Origin of the sequence: Rhizobium sp. M1 (assembly GCF_002531805.1) — a bacterium.
Lineage (GTDB): Bacteria > Pseudomonadota > Alphaproteobacteria > Rhizobiales > Rhizobiaceae > Rhizobium > Rhizobium etli_C.
Genome location: NZ_NWSW01000016.1, coordinates 60,632 through 76,468, shown reverse-complemented (window position 1 = coordinate 76,468; position 15,837 = coordinate 60,632). Strand labels below are relative to the sequence as shown.

The window sequence follows — 15,837 nt, the reverse complement described above, 5'->3', positions numbered from 1 at the left end:
GATGCGAGACACCTAAAGCAACCGGCATTTTGCCGCAACAGGGCGCATTTTGGCCCGGAAACGTTCAATTTACGCCATTATGGGGCTGGAAATTTCGCGATTTTCGCGTTATCCATGCACCGTCTTCAATCGCCAGCAGGGAGGGCCGACATGAATATTTTGCTCATTATGCGCTTTCCCGCCGTGATGCCGATCAAGGCGACATGGCGCCGTTAGCGCGCATTTCTTCCTGAAATCCCCCTTTTGATCCATTGTGCGGCTGTTTCAGCCTCGCCCCTTGAACGTTCGGTTCCCATATGTGCTTGCAGTGCGCTCAGGTGGCGCGAAGCCGGGAGCCGAGACGCTGATGTTTCGGAGCAATTTCATGTTTGGCTGGTTCGAACAGCGACTCAATCCCTTTCCGAGCGAGGAGCCTGTCGCTCCGCCCAAAGGTCTTTTCGCCTTTTGCTGGCATTACAGCAAACCGGCAGCACCCTGGCTCGGCCTGATGGCGTTGCTGACGGCGTCGATCGCCGTCGGCGAAGTGGCGCTCTTCCAGTTTCTCGGCGACATCGTCGACTGGCTGACCAATGCCGACCGCGCCACCTTCCTGCAGACGGAGGGCCACAGGCTGTTCTGGATGGCGGTGCTGGTGCTGGTCGGCTTGCCGCTAGCGGCCGGCCTCGATTCCCTCATCATGCACCAGATGCTGCTCGGCAATTATCCGATGAGCGCCCGCTGGCAGATGCACCGCTTCCTGCTGCGCCACAGCATGACGTTCTTCGCCAACGAGTTTGCCGGGCGTGTCGCGACAAAGGTGATGCAGACCTCGCTTGCCGTGCGCGAAACGGTGATGAAGATCCTCGACGTCTTCGTCTACGTCGTCAGCTATTTCCTGACGATGATCATCGTGATTGCGGCCGCCGACTGGCGGCTGATGATCCCGATCCTCGTCTGGCTCGCCGTCTATGTCAGCATCGTCTCTTATTTCGTGCCGCAGCTTCGCAAGATAGCGGCGCAACAGGCGGATGCACGCTCGATGATGACGGGACGCGTGGTCGACAGCTACACGAACATCGCCACCGTCAAGCTGTTTTCGCATGCGGGCCGCGAGGAGGTCTATGCCAAGGAGGGCATGGACGAGTTCCTGCAGACCGTGCACAGGCAGATGCGCAAGGTGACGCTGTTCCACATCAGCGTCTACCTGAACAACTGCGTCGCGCTCTTCGTCGTCTCCAGCCTGTCGATCTGGTTCTGGCTGAACGGGGCGATCTCGGTCGGCGCGATCGCCATCGCCATCGGTCTTGCCATGCGTGTCAACGGCATGTCGCAATGGATCATGTGGGAAGTCTCGGCGCTGTTCGAGAATATCGGCACGGTCTATGACGGCATGGAGATGATGAGCAAACAGCACGACATCGTCGACAAGCCGGGCGCGCCTTCGATGACGGCGAAGAAGGGTGCGATCCACTACGAGCGCATCCGCTTCCATTACGGCAAGAGCAAGGGCGTCATCGACAACCTGTCGCTCGACATCAAGGCGGGCGAGAAGGTCGGTCTCGTCGGGCGCTCCGGCGCCGGCAAGACGACGCTGATGAACCTGCTGCTGCGCTTCTACGATCTGGAGGGCGGTCGCATCACTATCGACGGCCAGGATATATCAGGCGTCTCGCAGGAAAGCCTGCGCTCGCTGATCGGGGTGGTGACGCAGGATACCTCGCTGCTGCATCGCTCGATCCGCGACAACATCGCCTATGGCCGGCCGGAGGCGACGGACTCCGAAGTGATAGAGGCTGCCAAACGCGCCAATGCCTGGGAGTTCATCGAAGGGCTTGTCGACATGCAGGGGCGCCAGGGGCTCGACGCGCAGGTCGGCGAACGCGGTGTCAAATTGTCCGGCGGCCAGCGGCAGCGCATCGCGATCGCCCGTGTCTTCCTGAAGGACGCGCCGATCCTGGTGCTCGATGAGGCGACCTCGGCGCTCGATTCAGAAGTCGAGGCGGCGATCCAGGAAAACCTCTTCGCTCTGATGGAGGGCAAGACGGTGATCGCGATCGCCCACCGGCTGTCGACGCTGACGGAAATGGACCGGCTGATCGTGCTCGACAAGGGCCGGATCATCGAGGCCGGCTCGCACGGCGAACTGATCGAGAGCGGCGGCGTCTACGCCGACCTCTGGAACCGCCAGTCCGGCGGCTTCCTCTCCGATCACACCGAGGAAGCGGAAGAGGCGGCGGAATAACGATCGGCCCTTCCCGCAAAAGCGGGGAGGGCTTCGTAACAGTTGAGAACAGTTAAGAACCTATGGTACATTTCCTGATCTCAGCTGGGAATTTTGTTTATGGCGACCGTGACGATCTCATTGCCTGACAGCCTCAAGGCTTTTGTCGAAAGCCAGATGGCCAGCAAGGGCTATGGCAATGTCAGTGAATATTTCCGGGGCCTCGTTCGGGATGCGCAGGAGCGCGAAAACGAGGCGCGCCTCGAGGCTTTGCTGCTTGAGGGCCTGGCATCGGGTGATGCGGTTGAAGCAACGCCCGCATTCTGGAGTGACCTGAGAAAAGAAGCCGCACAGTTGTTGGCAGCGCGGAGCAAGAAGAAGTCGCCATGAAGCTTGCCGTCAAACCGGCAGCTCGAGACGACATGCTGTTGCAGCTCTCCTATCTTGCGGAGCATGGCGGAGAGGAACTCGGTCTGCGGTTTCTGCAGGCCGCCGAGCAGTCTTTCGTGCGTCTTCTCGAATATCCGAATTCCGGCACGCCCAAGGCATTCGGCAATTCAAGACTGGCAGGCATAAGATCGTGGCCCGTCCCGGGTTTCGAGGATATTCGCGCTTATTATACTGTAGAAAATGAATTGGTTACGATCTTGCGCGTTCTGCACGGCCGGCGAGATATTGTCGCTATTCTCGGCGAGAATTGATGCCCACTGGCGACGATACCGCGCATGCCCTCCGTTTCAAAGGCTGTCGGCCCAGTCGATCACCCGGTCGTGTTCGACGACGACGATGGTGTTGGCGGCCGCGAGCGTGCGCAGCGTGGCGATGCGGCGGCGTTCCTCGCTGTCGAGCCATGTGGTGATGGCTTCGGCGACGATCACGTCGCGCGGCAGCGCCAGGTCGGCGGCCAGGGCATCCAACCTTGCTGCGAGCGGAAGCGGAATATGCGCATCGAGCATTTTCGTTTCCATGGCCTTCCCTCCGTTGAAGCGCGATCCTATCGTCAGATTGTGACCGATCGGCGGGCAATCAATGGCGATGCCGCCGATGTTACCGATCATTACAAAAATATAAGATTGCGTCCGCTTTTCATTCCCTTTGCCGCTCCCCACAATCCGCCTATATCGCTTCCATGTTCTTGCGACCCATCTTCCGCCTGTTCGAGACCTGGATCGATCCGTTCCGCCCGCGCGCCAACCTTCAGCCGCCGCAGACAACGCTCGGCTTCATCTGGTTCTATATCGGCCAGACGAGGATGCCGTTCGTCGCCATGCTCATACTCGGCGGCGCATCGGCGGCAATCGAAGCCGCACTTTTCTGGTTCGTCGGACGCCTCGTCGATATTCTCGCCAGCATTACGCCCGGCGCCGGCTGGAGCGGTCTTCTTGCGGCCCATGGCGGCGAGCTGTTCGGCATGCTCGCTCTCATCGGGCTCGTGCGCTTCGTCGTCGCCTTTCTGATTGCCCTCGTCGATCAGCAGGTGATCACGCCGGGCTTCTACAATCTAGCACGTTGGCAATCTTATCTCCACGTCTCAAGACAATCATTGTCCTTCTTCCAGAGCGATTTCTCCGGACGCATCGTCACCAAGGTCTGGTCAGCCGGCCAGGCAACCGGGGATCTCGTGACCTCGCTGATGGAAAGCGTCTGGTTCGTCGGAATTTACGCCGTGACGACGCTTGTACTCGTCGCCCGGCTGGATTTTTCGCTCGCCGCCGTCGTGCTGTTCTGGCTCGGCGCCTTCAGCCTGCTTGCCCGTCACTTCGTCCCGCGGATCCGCCATCATTCCCGCGAGACGGCGGAAGCCGGATCGATGCTGAACGGCCGGATGGTCGACTCCTATAGCAATATGCAGACGCTGAAGCTGTTTGCCCGCGACGAAGAGAGCGACCGCTACATGCGCCAGGGTTTCGATATCTATCAGGATACGGTGCTGCGCTTCACGCGATTCATCACCGGCGTCAGGGCCTCGATGGCGTTGCTTTCCGGCCTGATGATCGTGACGATGGCCGGCTTGAGCGTCGATCTCTGGCTGCGCGGCCTGGTCAGCGCCGGCGCGGTGGCATTCTCGCTGGCGCTGGTGCTCCGGCTGAATTTCCTGCTCGGGCGGCTGATGACGCAGTTCAACGGCATCATGCGCAATCTCGGCACCATCCAGAATGCCGCCGAGCTGATCTCCCAGCCGCTCGGGCTTGTCGATCGCGCCGATGCGCAGAGCCTGGTGATCCGCCGGCCCGGCATTCGTTTCGACAATGTTTCCTTCCGCTACGGCAAGGGGCAGGAGCCGGCCGTCGACAATTTCTCGCTGACCATCCGCCCCGGCGAGAAGGTCGGGATCGTCGGCCGTTCGGGCGCTGGAAAATCGACGCTGATGAACCTGCTGCTGCGCCTCTACGACCTCCAAGAGGGTCGCATCCTCATCGACGGCCAGGATATATCGGCCGTGACGCAGGAATCGCTCCGGACGCAGATCGGCGTCGTCAGCCAGGATACGTCGCTGCTGCATCGTTCGGTGCGCGACAATATCCTGTTCGGCCGGCCGGATGCCGGCGAGGAGCGGCTGGTCGAGGCGGCCCGGCGCGCTGAAGCCATCGACTTCATCGTCCGCCTGCAGGATCAGCAGGGCCGCAGAGGCTTCGACGCGCATGTCGGCGAGCGCGGCGTCAAATTGTCGGGCGGCCAGCGGCAGCGCATTGCCATTGCCCGGGTGATGCTGAAGGACGCTCCGATTCTGGTTCTCGACGAAGCGACGTCGGCGCTCGATTCGGAAGTGGAGGAAGCGATCCAGTCCAATCTCCATCGGATCATGGAGGGCAAGACCGTGCTTGCGATCGCCCACCGGCTGTCGACGATCGCTGCGCTCGACCGGCTGATCGTCGTCGATCGCGGCCGGATCATTGAGGAGGGCAGCCACGATGAACTGCTTCGCCAAGGCGGGCTCTATGCCGAACTCTGGGCGCGCCAGTCCGGCGGCTTCCTCGCGGCGGACGAGGATCTCGGCTCAGGGGGCGATGGCGAATTCCGCCATGAGGCCAAAATGATTTGATCCGTAGCTGTCGGCGATGCGGCGGACCGATTTCAGCCGCAGGGGCGCCCTCGCAAAGACGTGGTCGATCGGAATGCCGAAGGCGCCGGCGGCGATCGGCCAGGTTGCGGGTTCCAGCGACACGGTGGCGAAGCCTTCTCTGCGCAAAAGGTCCTGAACGCCCGGCGTCAGGATAGAGGAGTTGAAATCGCCGGCCAGCACCAGCGGTCCCGGCAGGGTGGGGGCGATCGCGGCGAGATCCTCGAGCTCCAGACCGTAGAACTCGTCATAATAGGGTTTGGTCAGATGCGCGGTCAGGAAATTGACTTTGCGACCGTCGAAATCAACCGTCGAGATCGTCAGCCGGTTGCGCCACAGCAGGCCGAGACTGCGGATGCGCGGCTCGATGAGCGGGCGCTTCGACAGGACCAGCGTATCGCATTCCTGCATGCCGATGCCGCAGCCGACATAATAGGGATAGGTTTTCAGAAGCCGCGGCAGTTCCGACAGAACCGGCTCGGCCTCGAGGATGTTGACGACATCGGCGCCTGAGGCAATCGCCATGTCGGCGATCGCGGCACCGTTTGCGAAATTATCGTTTTCGATATTGAAGGACATCAGCCGGAAAAGAACCGGGCGGTTTCCATCGACGGCGGGCTGGACAAATTCACGGGTCATCACGATGCCATGGACGGCAAGAGCCAGTGATATGCCGAGCGTCAGCAGGCCGTACCAATGGCGCTTGACAAGCAGGGCCGCGAGGGAGGCGAGCGCCGCGGCCGCTGCCAGATGGAGCTGGAAGCTGAAAAAGAAGGAAAGCAGATAAAAATCGGTGACATACCGCAATGAGACGATGGCCAGCACCAGGGTCGTGAGGACGCTGAATACGCAAAAAATCGTGTCTCTCATCCGCTTCGGTCCGGCTCGCTGGCGTGATTGCGACTGCGCCTATCACGGCGGCTTTTTTGTTGCAATGCAGCATGCCGGCAAGCTCGTATTTGACTTAAAAAATTCATCCGAAATTTCCCGCGACATTGTGCCCTCATCCCCTTGTCAAGGCTGGACATAATTTGCGATCAAGCTTAGAACGCGCCGGATTGCCGGGGAATCTATGGCCGAATTGTGTCCAGAGGGATTCGTTGGTAGAGGGGGCAGGGCGGAATTCCGCGATAATTGCGCAGAGGATGGTTAAGCCGTGAGCGAACACGAAACGACAAGCGGGGCTTCGACAGAGCCCACTCGCCGTGATTTCCTTTATCTCACCACCGGTATGGCTGGCGCTGTCGGCGCCGCTGCGGTTGCGTGGCCGTTCATCGATCAGATGCGCCCGGACGCCTCGACGCTGGCGCTGGCTTCCATCGAAGTCGATGTCGCAAGCCTCGAGCCCGGCATGTCTTTGACGGTGAAATGGCGCGGCAAGCCGATCTTCATCCGCAACCGCACGCCGGAAGAAGTAAAAGCCGCAGCCGATGTTCCGCTCGGCGATCTCAAGGATCCGGTGGCCCGCAACGCAAACCTTCCTGCCGACGCTCAGGCAACAGGCGTCGACCGCTCTGGCGGCGAAGGCAAGGAAAACTGGATCGTCATGGTCGGTACCTGCACCCATCTCGGTTGCGTTCCGCTCGGCCAGGCCGGCGAATACAATGGTTGGTTCTGTCCCTGCCATGGCTCGGTCTACGATACGGCCGGCCGCATCCGGAAGGGTCCTGCGCCCGAGAACCTGGCGATTCCGACCTTTTCATTTGTGTCCGATACCAAAATCAAGATCGGTTGAGGGGAGACTGATTCATGAGTGGCCATTCCAGCTACGAACCATCAACCGGCTTCGAAAAATGGGTCGATGCGCGCCTGCCGCTGCCGCGCATGGTCTATGACAGCTTCGTGGCATATCCGGTTCCGAGAAACCTGAACTATGCCTATACGTTCGGCGCCATGCTCTCCGTCATGCTGGTCGTGCAGATCCTGACGGGCATCGTGCTCGCCATGCATTACACCGCCGACACCGCGATCGCCTTCAATTCCGTTGAAAAGATCATGCGCGACGTCAACCACGGCTGGCTGCTGCGCTACCTGCATGCCAACGGCGCATCCTTCTTCTTCGTCGCCGTCTACCTGCATATCGCCCGCGGCCTCTATTACGGTTCCTACAAGGCGCCGCGCGAAATCCTCTGGATCCTCGGCGTGGTCATCTACCTGCTGATGATGGCGACCGGCTTCATGGGCTACGTCCTGCCCTGGGGCCAGATGTCCTTCTGGGGCGCGACCGTCATCACCGGCTTCTTCTCGGCCTTCCCGATGATCGGTGAATCGCTCCAGCAGTTCCTGCTCGGCGGCTTTGCCGTCGAACAGCCGACGCTGAACCGCTTCTTCTCGCTGCACTACCTGCTGCCCTTCATGATCGCCGGCGTCGTCGTCCTGCACATCTGGGCGCTGCACGTCACCGGCCAGACGAACCCGACGGGTGTCGAGGTCAAAACCAAGACCGATACCGTGCGCTTCACGCCCTATGCGACGATGAAGGATGCGCTCGGCGTTTCGGTCTTCCTGCTGGTCTATGCCTATTTCGTCTTCTACATGCCGAACTTCCTCGGCCATGCCGACAACTACATCCCGGCCGACCCGTTGAAGACGCCGGCGCACATCGTTCCGGAATGGTACTTCCTGCCGTTCTACGCGATGCTGCGTTCGATCACCTTCAACATCGGCCCGATCGACTCCAAGCTCGGCGGCGTGCTGGTGATGTTCGGCGCGATCATCGTGCTGTTCTTCCTGCCCTGGCTCGATACGTCGAAGGTTCGCTCGGCGGTCTACCGTCCCTGGTACAAGCTGTTCTTCTGGCTGTTTGTGATCAACGCGATCGTCCTCGGCTGGCTCGGCTCACAGCCGGCGGAAGGCAGCTTCGTGATCGTTTCGCAGATCTGCACGCTCCTCTACTTCGCCTTCTTCCTGGTTGCCATGCCGGTGCTCGGCCTCGTCGAGACGCCGCGCCGCATACCGAACTCGATCACCGAAGCGGTGCTCGAGAAGCGCAACAAGACAGCTGCCGCCAGTGCAGCGGCCAATGCGTAAGCGCGCGACGGAAGGGAACAGAAACATGAAAACGCTTGTTGCAAGCATTCTCTCGCTCGCTGTCGTTGCCGGTCTCAGCGGCGCGGCTCTGGCCGAGGAGGCGCCCGCCAACGGTGCGGCTCCGGCCCATCACGCGGAAGGTGAGACGCCGCATTATCCGCTGAAGCATCCGAAGGAGGAGGAATGGTCTTTCGCCGGTCCCTTCGGCCATTACGACAAGGGCCAGCTCCAGCGTGGCCTCAAGGTCTACACGGAAGTCTGTGCTGCCTGTCATTCGATGACGCTCGTGCCTTTCCGCACGCTCGGCGAACTCGGCTATTCCGAAGCACAGGTGAAGGCTTTCGCTGCGAATTATGAGGTTCAGGACGGTCCTGACGCGAGCGGCGAGATGTTTACCCGCAAGGCCGTGCCTTCCGATTACTTCCCGTCGCCTTTCCCGAATGCTGAAGCCGCGGCCGCTTCCAACAATGGCGCGGCTCCGCCCGATTTCTCGCTGATCGCCAAGGCCCGCGCCGTCACCCGCGGCTTTCCGCAGTTCGTTGTCGACATCTTCACGCAGTATCAGGAAAGCGGCCCCGACTATATCTATTCGTTGCTGACCGGCTATGAAGAGCCGCCGGCGGGTTTCCAGGTGCCGCAGGGTGGACATTACAACCCTTACTTCAATGCTGCCGCCGTCCTCGCCATGCCGAAGCCGCTCTCCGATGGCCAGGTCACCTATGACGACGGCGCACCGGCGACCGTCGACCAGTATGCCAAGGACGTCACCGCTTTCCTGATGTGGGCCGCCGAGCCGCATCTGGAGGAGCGCAAGCGCACCGGCTTCATGGTGATGATCTTCCTGGCGATCTTCAGCGTGCTGATCTACCTCACGAAGCGCTCGGTCTACGCCAACAAGGAGCATTGAGCCTTCCTTGTCCGAATTCGAAAGGCGGCTCACGGGCCGCCTTTTTTGTTGCCGGCGATTCCATTGGCTCGCTGACGCATCATCTCCGAAAGCCGCTTGTGCGCCCAGCCTCATGCGTCTCAGCGACGCCACGTCCTTTCTGACGCGCAAAGGGCGCGTAGCGCCTTGAACTGCCGGATAATTTTATCCCTAAATCGATTTCGATTTGAGGAATTATGCAGTAGGGTGCGGCCGTTTCATGCCCTCGCAGATATGGACTTTCCATGGACAATACGACGTCGGAGCTCGCAGCCAGCATCCGCTCCATCCCCGACTATCCGAAGCCCGGAATCATTTTCCGTGACATCACCACGCTGCTCGGCAATCCCCGCGCCTTCCGCAGGGCGGTCGATGAGCTCGTGCAGCCCTATGCGGGAACGAAGATCGACAAGATCGCCGGCATGGAGGCGCGCGGTTTCATTCTCGGCGGCGCTGTGGCGCATCAGCTTTCCTCGGGCTTCGTGCCGATCCGGAAGAAGGGCAAGCTGCCGCATGACACCGTTCGTATCGCCTACAGCCTGGAATATGGCGTGGACGAGATGGAGATGCATCGCGATGCGATCGAGCCCGGCGAAAAGGTGATCCTGGTCGACGATCTGATCGCCACCGGCGGCACGGCTGTCGGGGCTACGAAGCTGCTGCGTCAGATCGGCGCGGAGGTGGTCGGCGCCTGCTTCGTCATTGATCTGCCCGATCTCGGCGGCCGCCGGAAACTGGAGGAACTCGGCGTCAGCGTGCACACGCTGGTCGAATTTTCCGGACACTGAGCCCGCCCTCGCTGCTGGCGGCCTCAGTCGTACTCGAGGACGCCGCTTTCGAAGCGCATGACGGGATCGCCGTTCTGATTGACGCCTTCGCAGAGGATGGTGTTGAGGTGCCAGCCCGGCCGCGACGCGAGCGGCCGGCTGGAGAGGAGGGCGACGGAGTAGGTCACGACGTCGCCTGGGAAGATCGGCCGCAGCCACTGCAGTTTCTGGAAACCCGGCGAAGGGCCGAGGTTCGGTGCCGCCAGCCCTCTCTGCGCGAGGGCGACGCTCTGACGTTTCCAGAAGGCGAGGAAGGTGCGCATCCAGGCGGCGGTGGTGTGCCAGCCCGAAGCGCACAGTCCACCGAACAGGGTTTCTTTGGCGGCTTCCTTGTCGACGTGAAAACGCTGCGGATCGTAGCGCGTCGCGAAGTGGATGATGTTTTCCTCGGTGAAGATGTAGCTGCCGATCTCGGCCTTTTCGCCGACGGCGTAAAGTTCGGACATTCTCATGCTGTACTCTCCGGACTCATGCTGATGCCTGGGGCAGGGCGCATGCGGATCATGACCGAGTTCTCCGAGAGACAAACGAGTTCGCCGCGCTGATTTTCCACTTCGTGGCGGAACTTGGCAATGCCGATGCCGGGGCGCGAGCGCATCGGCCGGGCTTCAAGCACGGTCGAGTGACCCTGCAGCGTGTCGCCTGAAAGCACCGGCTTTCGCCATTCCATCAGATCGATGCCGGGCGCACCCTCGCAGAGCGCGTTCAGGATGTAGCTGTCGGCCATCATGCGCATCAGCATCGCGGACGTATGCCAGCCGGAGGCGGCAAGACCGCCGAGAATGCTGGCGCGGCCGGCAGCCTCGTCGAGATGCATCGGCTGCGGATCGAATTCGCTGGCGAATTCGACGATTTCCCCGGCGCTCACCAGCTTCGGGCCGAGGGGAAAGCGGCGACCGGGCTCAAAATCCTCGAAGGAAAGCTTTTCTGCCGACATTCGCTCCTCCGTCATATGCAGCGCCTAGAACAGGATGATTTTAGGTCGAATCGGCCTAAAAATCTGAATCCTGTTCTACATTAAAGAGTTAGAGCATGATGTCGCCCGAAAACCGTTCACACTTTTCGGCATCATGCTCTAGTGCTTACAATAGCATCCGCGCGGGCTCAATGATTCCGGGGAGATAAACCGGCATGACGGAACTGAAGTCGATACTCGACGAGGCGGCGCGCCAGGGGCTGATTTCGCCGGAGGCGGGCGGGCGGCTTCTGCCTTTCCTGACTGAGCGCGGCGTGGCGGTTGTCGAGCCGCAGCCGACAGCCGCCGACGGACCGGCTTGGTCGGACACGGAGACGCCGCGTTTCGTGCGCGGGTTTCACGACGTGCTGATCACCATCGGCGTCGTCGTGGCGCTCGGCGGCCTCTGGGGGCTTTCTGCACTTTATGCCGTGCTGCCCGCGATCATCGTCCTTTCGGAAATCCTGGTGCGCCGCCAGCGGCTCGCTCTGCCGGCCGTCAGCCTGGCGATCGCGCTGTTCTGCTGGACCTGCCTGCTGATGTCGCGATTCTTCCCGCCGTGGACACCGACCGCTACATCCTTCGGAGCGGAGGCGACGCAGTTCGTCGCCGGTTTCCCGATCATTCTCGGCGCCTATTATGCCCGCTACCGCGTACCGCTTTCGCTGGCGCTCTCTATCATGTCGGTGCTTGCCTTCGTCCTCACCCTGCTTTTGCGCGTGATACAGTGGGCAAGCGGCAATCCGGCATTTTTCCTCGATCATCCCATCGTGCTGGCGCAGGTTGCCCTCGTCTGCGCGCTCGGACTGTTTGCGATGGCGCTTTATTTCGATCTCGGCGACCGGCTGCGTCGGACGACGCGTTCGGATATTGCCTTCTGGCTGCACCTCGGCGCCGCGCCGGCACTGCTCTACAGCACCGTTTCCCTGCTGTCTTTCGGGGCAGACGTCCGCATCTTCGATGTCGCGAATATGTCGTCGCGGACACCTGTCGTCGTCGCGACGGTTGCGGCGCTGATGTTGATCGGTCTCATCATCGACCGGCGCGCCTTCGTGACTTCAGGGCTGCTGTCGCTCGGCGTCGCGATCTTCAGCGTCTTCCGGCAGGGGAGCGCCACGGTCGACACCTATATCTTCACGACGCTGATTATTGTCGGAGCGATCGTATTGATCATCGGCACCGGCTGGATGCCGCTTCGGCGGCTGGTGCTCAAGGCGCTGCCGCCGGCCATCGCAAACAGGCTGCCGCCGGGTTAAGGCGGCAGCGCTCTTTTATTTAGGTGTTGAAGCGGAAGTGGATGACGTCGCCGTCCTGGACGACGTATTCCTTGCCTTCGTCGCGCGCCTTGCCGGCATCCTTGGCACCGACTTCGCCGTTGAATTTGATGTAGTCGTCATAGGCGATGGTGTTGGCGCGAATGAAGCCGCGCTCGAAATCCGAATGGATGACGCCGGCGGCCTGCGGCGCCTTGGTGCCGCGCTCGATCGTCCAGGCGCGCGTTTCCTTCGGGCCGACGGTGAAATAGGTGATGAGGTGGAGCAGCTTGTAGCCGGCGCGGATCAGCCGGTCGAGGCCGGCCTCGTCAAGGTCGAGGGCGGAAAGGAATTCCTTGGCCTCATCCTCGGGAAGCTGGGCGACCTCAGCCTCTATCGCCGCCGAGATGACGACGGTTTCGGCACCCTGTTCCCGGGCCATGGCGGCGACGGCCTCGGTGAATTCATTGCCGGTCGAAGCCTCGGCCTCGGCGACGTTGCAGACATAGAGCACCGGCTGCGACGTCAGGAGGTTGAGGCCCTTGAGGATGGCGATCTCCTCGGCATCGAGCGTCGACAGCAGCGTGCGCACCGGCTTGCCCTCGTTGAGCAGCTTCAGCGACGCTTCCATGATCGGCAGCATCGCCATCGACTCCTTGTCCTTGCCGGTGGCGCGCTTGCGCGTCTGCTCGGTGCGGCGTTCCAGGCTTTCGAGGTCGGCGAGCATCAGCTCGGTCTCGATCGTCTCGGCATCGGCGACGGGATTGATGCGGCCTTCCACGTGGGTAATGTCGCTGTCTTCGAAGCAGCGCAGCACATGCACGATCGCGTCGACTTCGCGGATATTGGCGAGGAACTGGTTGCCGAGGCCTTCACCTTTCGAGGCGCCGCGCACCAGGCCGGCGATATCGACGAAGGAGATGCGGGTCGGGATCAATTCCTTGGACTTGGCGATGTCGGCAAGCTTGCGCATGCGCGGATCAGGTACGGCGACTTCGCCGGTATTCGGCTCGATGGTGCAGAAGGGATAATTCGCCGCCTGTGCCGCCGCCGTCTTGGTGAGCGCGTTAAAGAGGGTCGATTTGCCGACGTTCGGCAGACCGACGATGCCGCATTTGAAGCCCATGGCTTGATCCATATCTATTGGTAACTTTGCCCTGCCTATGCGGGAATGGTCGGCTCGGGTCAAGGGTTCGCGGTATGAATTGAAAAAGCAATGGCGCCCGGCTTGAAGGTAAGGCGATTTAGCCTTACCTTCAGAAAAAAGGACATATCGAACATGGCGACCCTGACAGTGACGGCAAAGGGGCAAGTCACCCTGAAAAAGGAGGTGCTTCAGCACCTCGGGATCAGGCCCGGCGACAAGATCGATGTCGATCTCCTGCCTGGTGGCAAAGTCGAGGTCGCTGCGGTAAAAACGCCGCCGGTCGCCGGCTCGATCGAAAGCTTCTTCGGAAGCCTCAGGAACAACGAGAATATCCATGCGACGCTCGAGGAGATCGACGAGGCCATAAGAGCAGGCTGGGCAGGCGAGGTCGGCAGCGGCGATGATCGTTGATACGAATGTGCTTGTGCGGGCGGCCGTGGACGACAACCCGAAGCAAACGGAACGTGCAAGGATATTGATGCGCGAGGCCGAAAGGCTGTTCGTTTCCAGCCTGACATTTTGCGAGTTCGCCTGGGTCGTCGGCCGGATTTATCGCAAGAGCGCCTCCGAGATATCAGCGACCATCCGGCTGCTGATATCGGACAGGAAGGTCGTCTACGACAGAGCAGCTATCGAGGCTGGGTTGTCCTTCCTCGATGCCGGCGGGGATTTCGCCGATGGCGTCATCGTCTTCGAAGGCCGCAGGCTTGGCGGCGAAATATTCGCGACCTTCGACAGAAAGGCCGCCGCGATCGTCGAAAGTGCCGGGCGGGCTTGCTTGCTGCTATCGGCGGAGTGATATCCGTCATTGAACTGCCGTACCGGGGGTGCAATATATTACCGCGGATATTTTTCTGCTTTCTCATGTCATCAACCGGTAGAATTTCCGATGAGTGACAACGACGTTGCCCTGAAACCGAAGACCAAGGTGAAGCCGAAGCTGGACAAGCCGAAGCTCTACAAGGTCATCCTCGTCAACGACGATTATACGCCGCGCGAATTCGTCATCGTGATCCTGAAGGTTGTCTTCCGCATGAGCGAGGAGACCGGCTATCGGGTGATGATGACGGCGCACAAGCTCGGTTCCTGCGTGGTCGTGGTCTGCGCCAAAGACATTGCCGAGACCAAGGCCAAGGAGGGCATCGATCTTGCCAAGGAGATGGGCTTTCCGTTGATGTTCACGACCGAGCCCGAGGAATAGCCGGGCTCAGGCTCGGCGGATCTGATAGCCGGTCTTGTCCTGGATGAAGCCGCAATTCTCGTAGAAGCGAAGCGTCGCAGGATTTTTGGAGCCGGTCAGCAGCATCACCTTGTAACAGCCGGCCTTCCAGGCTTGCTCCACCGCATGGCCGATGACGGCGCCGGCATAACCCTGACGACGGTGGTCGGCGTGGGTGACGACGTTTTCGATGAGCGCATAGGAGGCGCCGCCCCGCGTCAGGTTCGGCACGACGATCTGCGTGGCGGTGGCGGCGGCGACATCGCCGGCAAAGGCAATGAAGACGGTCATGCCGGGATGGGCGAGGATGGCGGAGAAGCGCTCTTCTGCCATGGCCGTGTCAAGAACGGGATCCGTCGGGTTCAAATGGCGGTAGAGGACGGCCAGTCCCGGAAGATCGCCGGCAGTTGCGGGGCGGATGGCGAAATCATGGTCCGGCACCGGCCTCATTCCCCCTTATTGCCGAACATCTTCTTCAGCATCTCGGCCATCGGCCCGGTGGCGGGGAGTTTCGGCTGATTGTTGCTGCGGGCCTGGCGGATATGCGACTGGCCGGCCGGCTTCTTTTCGCCATCCTTGCTTTCTCGGCGCGGTTTTTCCTCCTCGGCCTGGCCGCCGAGCGCCAGCGCGATCTTGTTCATCAGCTGCGAATCCTCGTTCCGCACCAGCATCTCGGCATTGTCGGCGAGCGTGTCGAGCAGCGGTTCCAGCCAGTCCCTGTCGGCCTTGGCGAAATCGCCGAGCACATGGTTCTGCACCATTTCCTTGACGCCGGGATGGCCGATGCCGAGGCGCAGGCGCCGGTATTCCTTGCCGCAATGGGCGTCCAGCGACCTGATGCCGTTGTGGCCGCCATGGCCGCCGCCGGTCTTCAGCCGCGCCTTGCCAGCGGGAAGGTCGAGCTCGTCATAGATTGCGACAAGGTCGGCGGGCTGGAGCTTGTAAAAGCGCATCGCCTCGCCGACGGCCTCGCCGGAGAGGTTCATATAGGTCTGGGGCTTGATCAGCAGCACCTTCTCGCCGGCGAGTTCGCCTTCGGCGATCTCGCCCCTGAACTTTTTCGACCAGGGCGAAAAGCTGTGGCGCCGATGGATGGCGTCAACGGCCATGAAGCCGATATTGTGACGGTTGCCGGCGTATTTGGCGCCGGGATTGCCGAGACCCGCGATGATCAGCATGGCCTGTCTTCCTCGCTTAAGCTTTCCCGCTGTTCACCACCC

General features: G+C 61.1%; 19 protein-coding genes. 12 read left to right on the top strand and 7 right to left on the bottom strand.

Annotated features, from left to right (window positions below; all coding sequences use genetic code 11):
- Window positions 1-364 precede the first annotated feature (364 nt).
- The 3 genes from CO655_RS16985 (at window position 365) to CO655_RS16975 (ending at window position 2,901) form a co-directional block, all read left to right on the top strand.
- Window positions 365-2,221 carry an ABC transporter ATP-binding protein gene (locus CO655_RS16985; protein ID WP_097665614.1) on the top strand — a complete coding sequence of 619 codons (1,857 nt, stop codon included), beginning with the start codon at window positions 365-367 and terminating at the stop codon, window positions 2,219-2,221.
- 99 nt (window positions 2,222-2,320) lie between these two features.
- Window positions 2,321-2,590, top strand: a complete 270-nt coding sequence (locus CO655_RS16980; RefSeq protein ID WP_097604574.1) for a type II toxin-antitoxin system ParD family antitoxin — start codon at window positions 2,321-2,323, stop codon at window positions 2,588-2,590.
- The gene (locus tag CO655_RS16975; RefSeq protein WP_097665554.1) at window positions 2,587-2,901 is read left to right on the top strand and encodes a type II toxin-antitoxin system RelE/ParE family toxin; all 315 of its coding nucleotides are present in this window, start codon (window positions 2,587-2,589) and stop codon (window positions 2,899-2,901) included. Before CO655_RS16980 ends, CO655_RS16975 begins: the two co-directional genes overlap by 4 nt.
- 36 nt (window positions 2,902-2,937) lie before the next feature.
- Here the strand turns inward: CO655_RS16975 and CO655_RS16970 are convergent, their stop codons facing one another.
- On the bottom strand, window positions 2,938-3,168 hold the full coding sequence (locus CO655_RS16970; RefSeq protein ID WP_097578977.1) for a CopG family transcriptional regulator: 231 nt from the start codon (window positions 3,166-3,168) through the stop codon (window positions 2,938-2,940).
- 161 nt (window positions 3,169-3,329) lie between these two features.
- Between CO655_RS16970 and CO655_RS16965 the strand changes: the two genes are divergently transcribed.
- Window positions 3,330-5,243 (top strand): ABC transporter ATP-binding protein, encoded by a 1,914-nt coding sequence (locus tag CO655_RS16965; RefSeq protein WP_097665553.1) that lies wholly within the window; start codon window positions 3,330-3,332, stop codon window positions 5,241-5,243.
- Here the strand turns inward: CO655_RS16965 and CO655_RS16960 are convergent.
- The gene (locus CO655_RS16960; RefSeq protein ID WP_097604582.1) at window positions 5,199-6,131 is read right to left on the bottom strand and encodes an endonuclease/exonuclease/phosphatase family protein; all 933 of its coding nucleotides are present in this window, start codon (window positions 6,129-6,131) and stop codon (window positions 5,199-5,201) included. The genes CO655_RS16965 and CO655_RS16960 overlap by 45 nt on opposite strands.
- Before the next feature lie 286 nt (window positions 6,132-6,417).
- Here CO655_RS16960 and petA point away from each other — a divergent pair, with 286 nt between their 5' ends.
- The 4 genes from petA (at window position 6,418) to CO655_RS16940 (ending at window position 10,004) form a co-directional block, all read left to right on the top strand.
- Complete coding sequence (gene petA / locus CO655_RS16955; RefSeq protein ID WP_010030308.1) at window positions 6,418-6,996, top strand: ubiquinol-cytochrome c reductase iron-sulfur subunit; 579 nt, start codon at window positions 6,418-6,420, stop codon at window positions 6,994-6,996.
- A gap of 14 nt (window positions 6,997-7,010) precedes the next feature.
- Window positions 7,011-8,291, top strand: coding sequence for a cytochrome b N-terminal domain-containing protein (locus tag CO655_RS16950; protein ID WP_097665552.1), 1,281 nt, complete (start codon window positions 7,011-7,013; stop codon window positions 8,289-8,291).
- A gap of 25 nt (window positions 8,292-8,316) precedes the next feature.
- Complete coding sequence (locus CO655_RS16945) at window positions 8,317-9,198, top strand: cytochrome c1 (RefSeq protein ID WP_097604585.1); 882 nt, start codon at window positions 8,317-8,319, stop codon at window positions 9,196-9,198.
- A 263-nt stretch (window positions 9,199-9,461) separates the two neighbouring features.
- Entirely contained in the window at window positions 9,462-10,004 is a 543-nt protein-coding gene (locus CO655_RS16940; protein ID WP_097578578.1) for an adenine phosphoribosyltransferase, read from the top strand.
- A 23-nt stretch (window positions 10,005-10,027) separates the two neighbouring features.
- Here the strand turns inward: CO655_RS16940 and CO655_RS16935 are convergent, their stop codons facing one another.
- Both CO655_RS16935 and CO655_RS16930 read right to left on the bottom strand, forming a co-directional pair.
- Window positions 10,028-10,495, bottom strand: a complete 468-nt coding sequence (locus CO655_RS16935) for a MaoC family dehydratase (protein ID WP_097604587.1) — start codon at window positions 10,493-10,495, stop codon at window positions 10,028-10,030.
- Entirely contained in the window at window positions 10,492-10,980 is a 489-nt protein-coding gene (locus tag CO655_RS16930) for a MaoC family dehydratase (RefSeq protein WP_097604589.1), read from the bottom strand. The genes CO655_RS16935 and CO655_RS16930 overlap by 4 nt, the downstream gene beginning before the upstream one ends.
- Window positions 10,981-11,174: 194 nt before the next feature.
- Between CO655_RS16930 and CO655_RS16925 the strand changes: the two genes are divergently transcribed.
- Complete coding sequence (locus CO655_RS16925; RefSeq protein ID WP_097665550.1) at window positions 11,175-12,254, top strand: hypothetical protein; 1,080 nt, start codon at window positions 11,175-11,177, stop codon at window positions 12,252-12,254.
- Between the two features lie 19 nt (window positions 12,255-12,273).
- Here CO655_RS16925 and ychF read toward each other — a convergent pair whose 3' ends face one another.
- Window positions 12,274-13,377 carry a redox-regulated ATPase YchF gene (gene ychF, locus CO655_RS16920; protein WP_097665613.1) on the bottom strand — a complete coding sequence of 368 codons (1,104 nt, stop codon included), beginning with the start codon at window positions 13,375-13,377 and terminating at the stop codon, window positions 12,274-12,276.
- A gap of 153 nt (window positions 13,378-13,530) precedes the next feature.
- Between ychF and CO655_RS16915 the strand changes: the two genes are divergently transcribed.
- The 3 genes from CO655_RS16915 to clpS all read left to right on the top strand — a co-directional run bounded on the left by CO655_RS16915 (window position 13,531) and on the right by clpS (window position 14,599).
- On the top strand, window positions 13,531-13,809 hold the full coding sequence (locus tag CO655_RS16915; RefSeq protein WP_097665612.1) for an AbrB/MazE/SpoVT family DNA-binding domain-containing protein: 279 nt from the start codon (window positions 13,531-13,533) through the stop codon (window positions 13,807-13,809).
- Complete coding sequence (locus CO655_RS16910) at window positions 13,799-14,197, top strand: type II toxin-antitoxin system VapC family toxin (protein WP_097665549.1); 399 nt, start codon at window positions 13,799-13,801, stop codon at window positions 14,195-14,197. The genes CO655_RS16915 and CO655_RS16910 overlap by 11 nt, the downstream gene beginning before the upstream one ends.
- 90 nt (window positions 14,198-14,287) lie before the next feature.
- Complete coding sequence (gene clpS / locus CO655_RS16905; protein ID WP_004680128.1) at window positions 14,288-14,599, top strand: ATP-dependent Clp protease adapter ClpS; 312 nt, start codon at window positions 14,288-14,290, stop codon at window positions 14,597-14,599.
- A 6-nt stretch (window positions 14,600-14,605) separates the two neighbouring features.
- On the opposite strand, the gene CO655_RS16900 is transcribed toward clpS, so the two are convergent.
- Window positions 14,606-15,067 carry a GNAT family N-acetyltransferase gene (locus tag CO655_RS16900; RefSeq protein ID WP_097604597.1) on the bottom strand — a complete coding sequence of 154 codons (462 nt, stop codon included), beginning with the start codon at window positions 15,065-15,067 and terminating at the stop codon, window positions 14,606-14,608.
- Window positions 15,064-15,795 (bottom strand): aminoacyl-tRNA hydrolase, encoded by a 732-nt coding sequence (gene pth / locus CO655_RS16895; protein ID WP_097665548.1) that lies wholly within the window; start codon window positions 15,793-15,795, stop codon window positions 15,064-15,066. The genes CO655_RS16900 and pth overlap by 4 nt, the downstream gene beginning before the upstream one ends.
- Window positions 15,796-15,837: the final 42 nt, after the last annotated feature.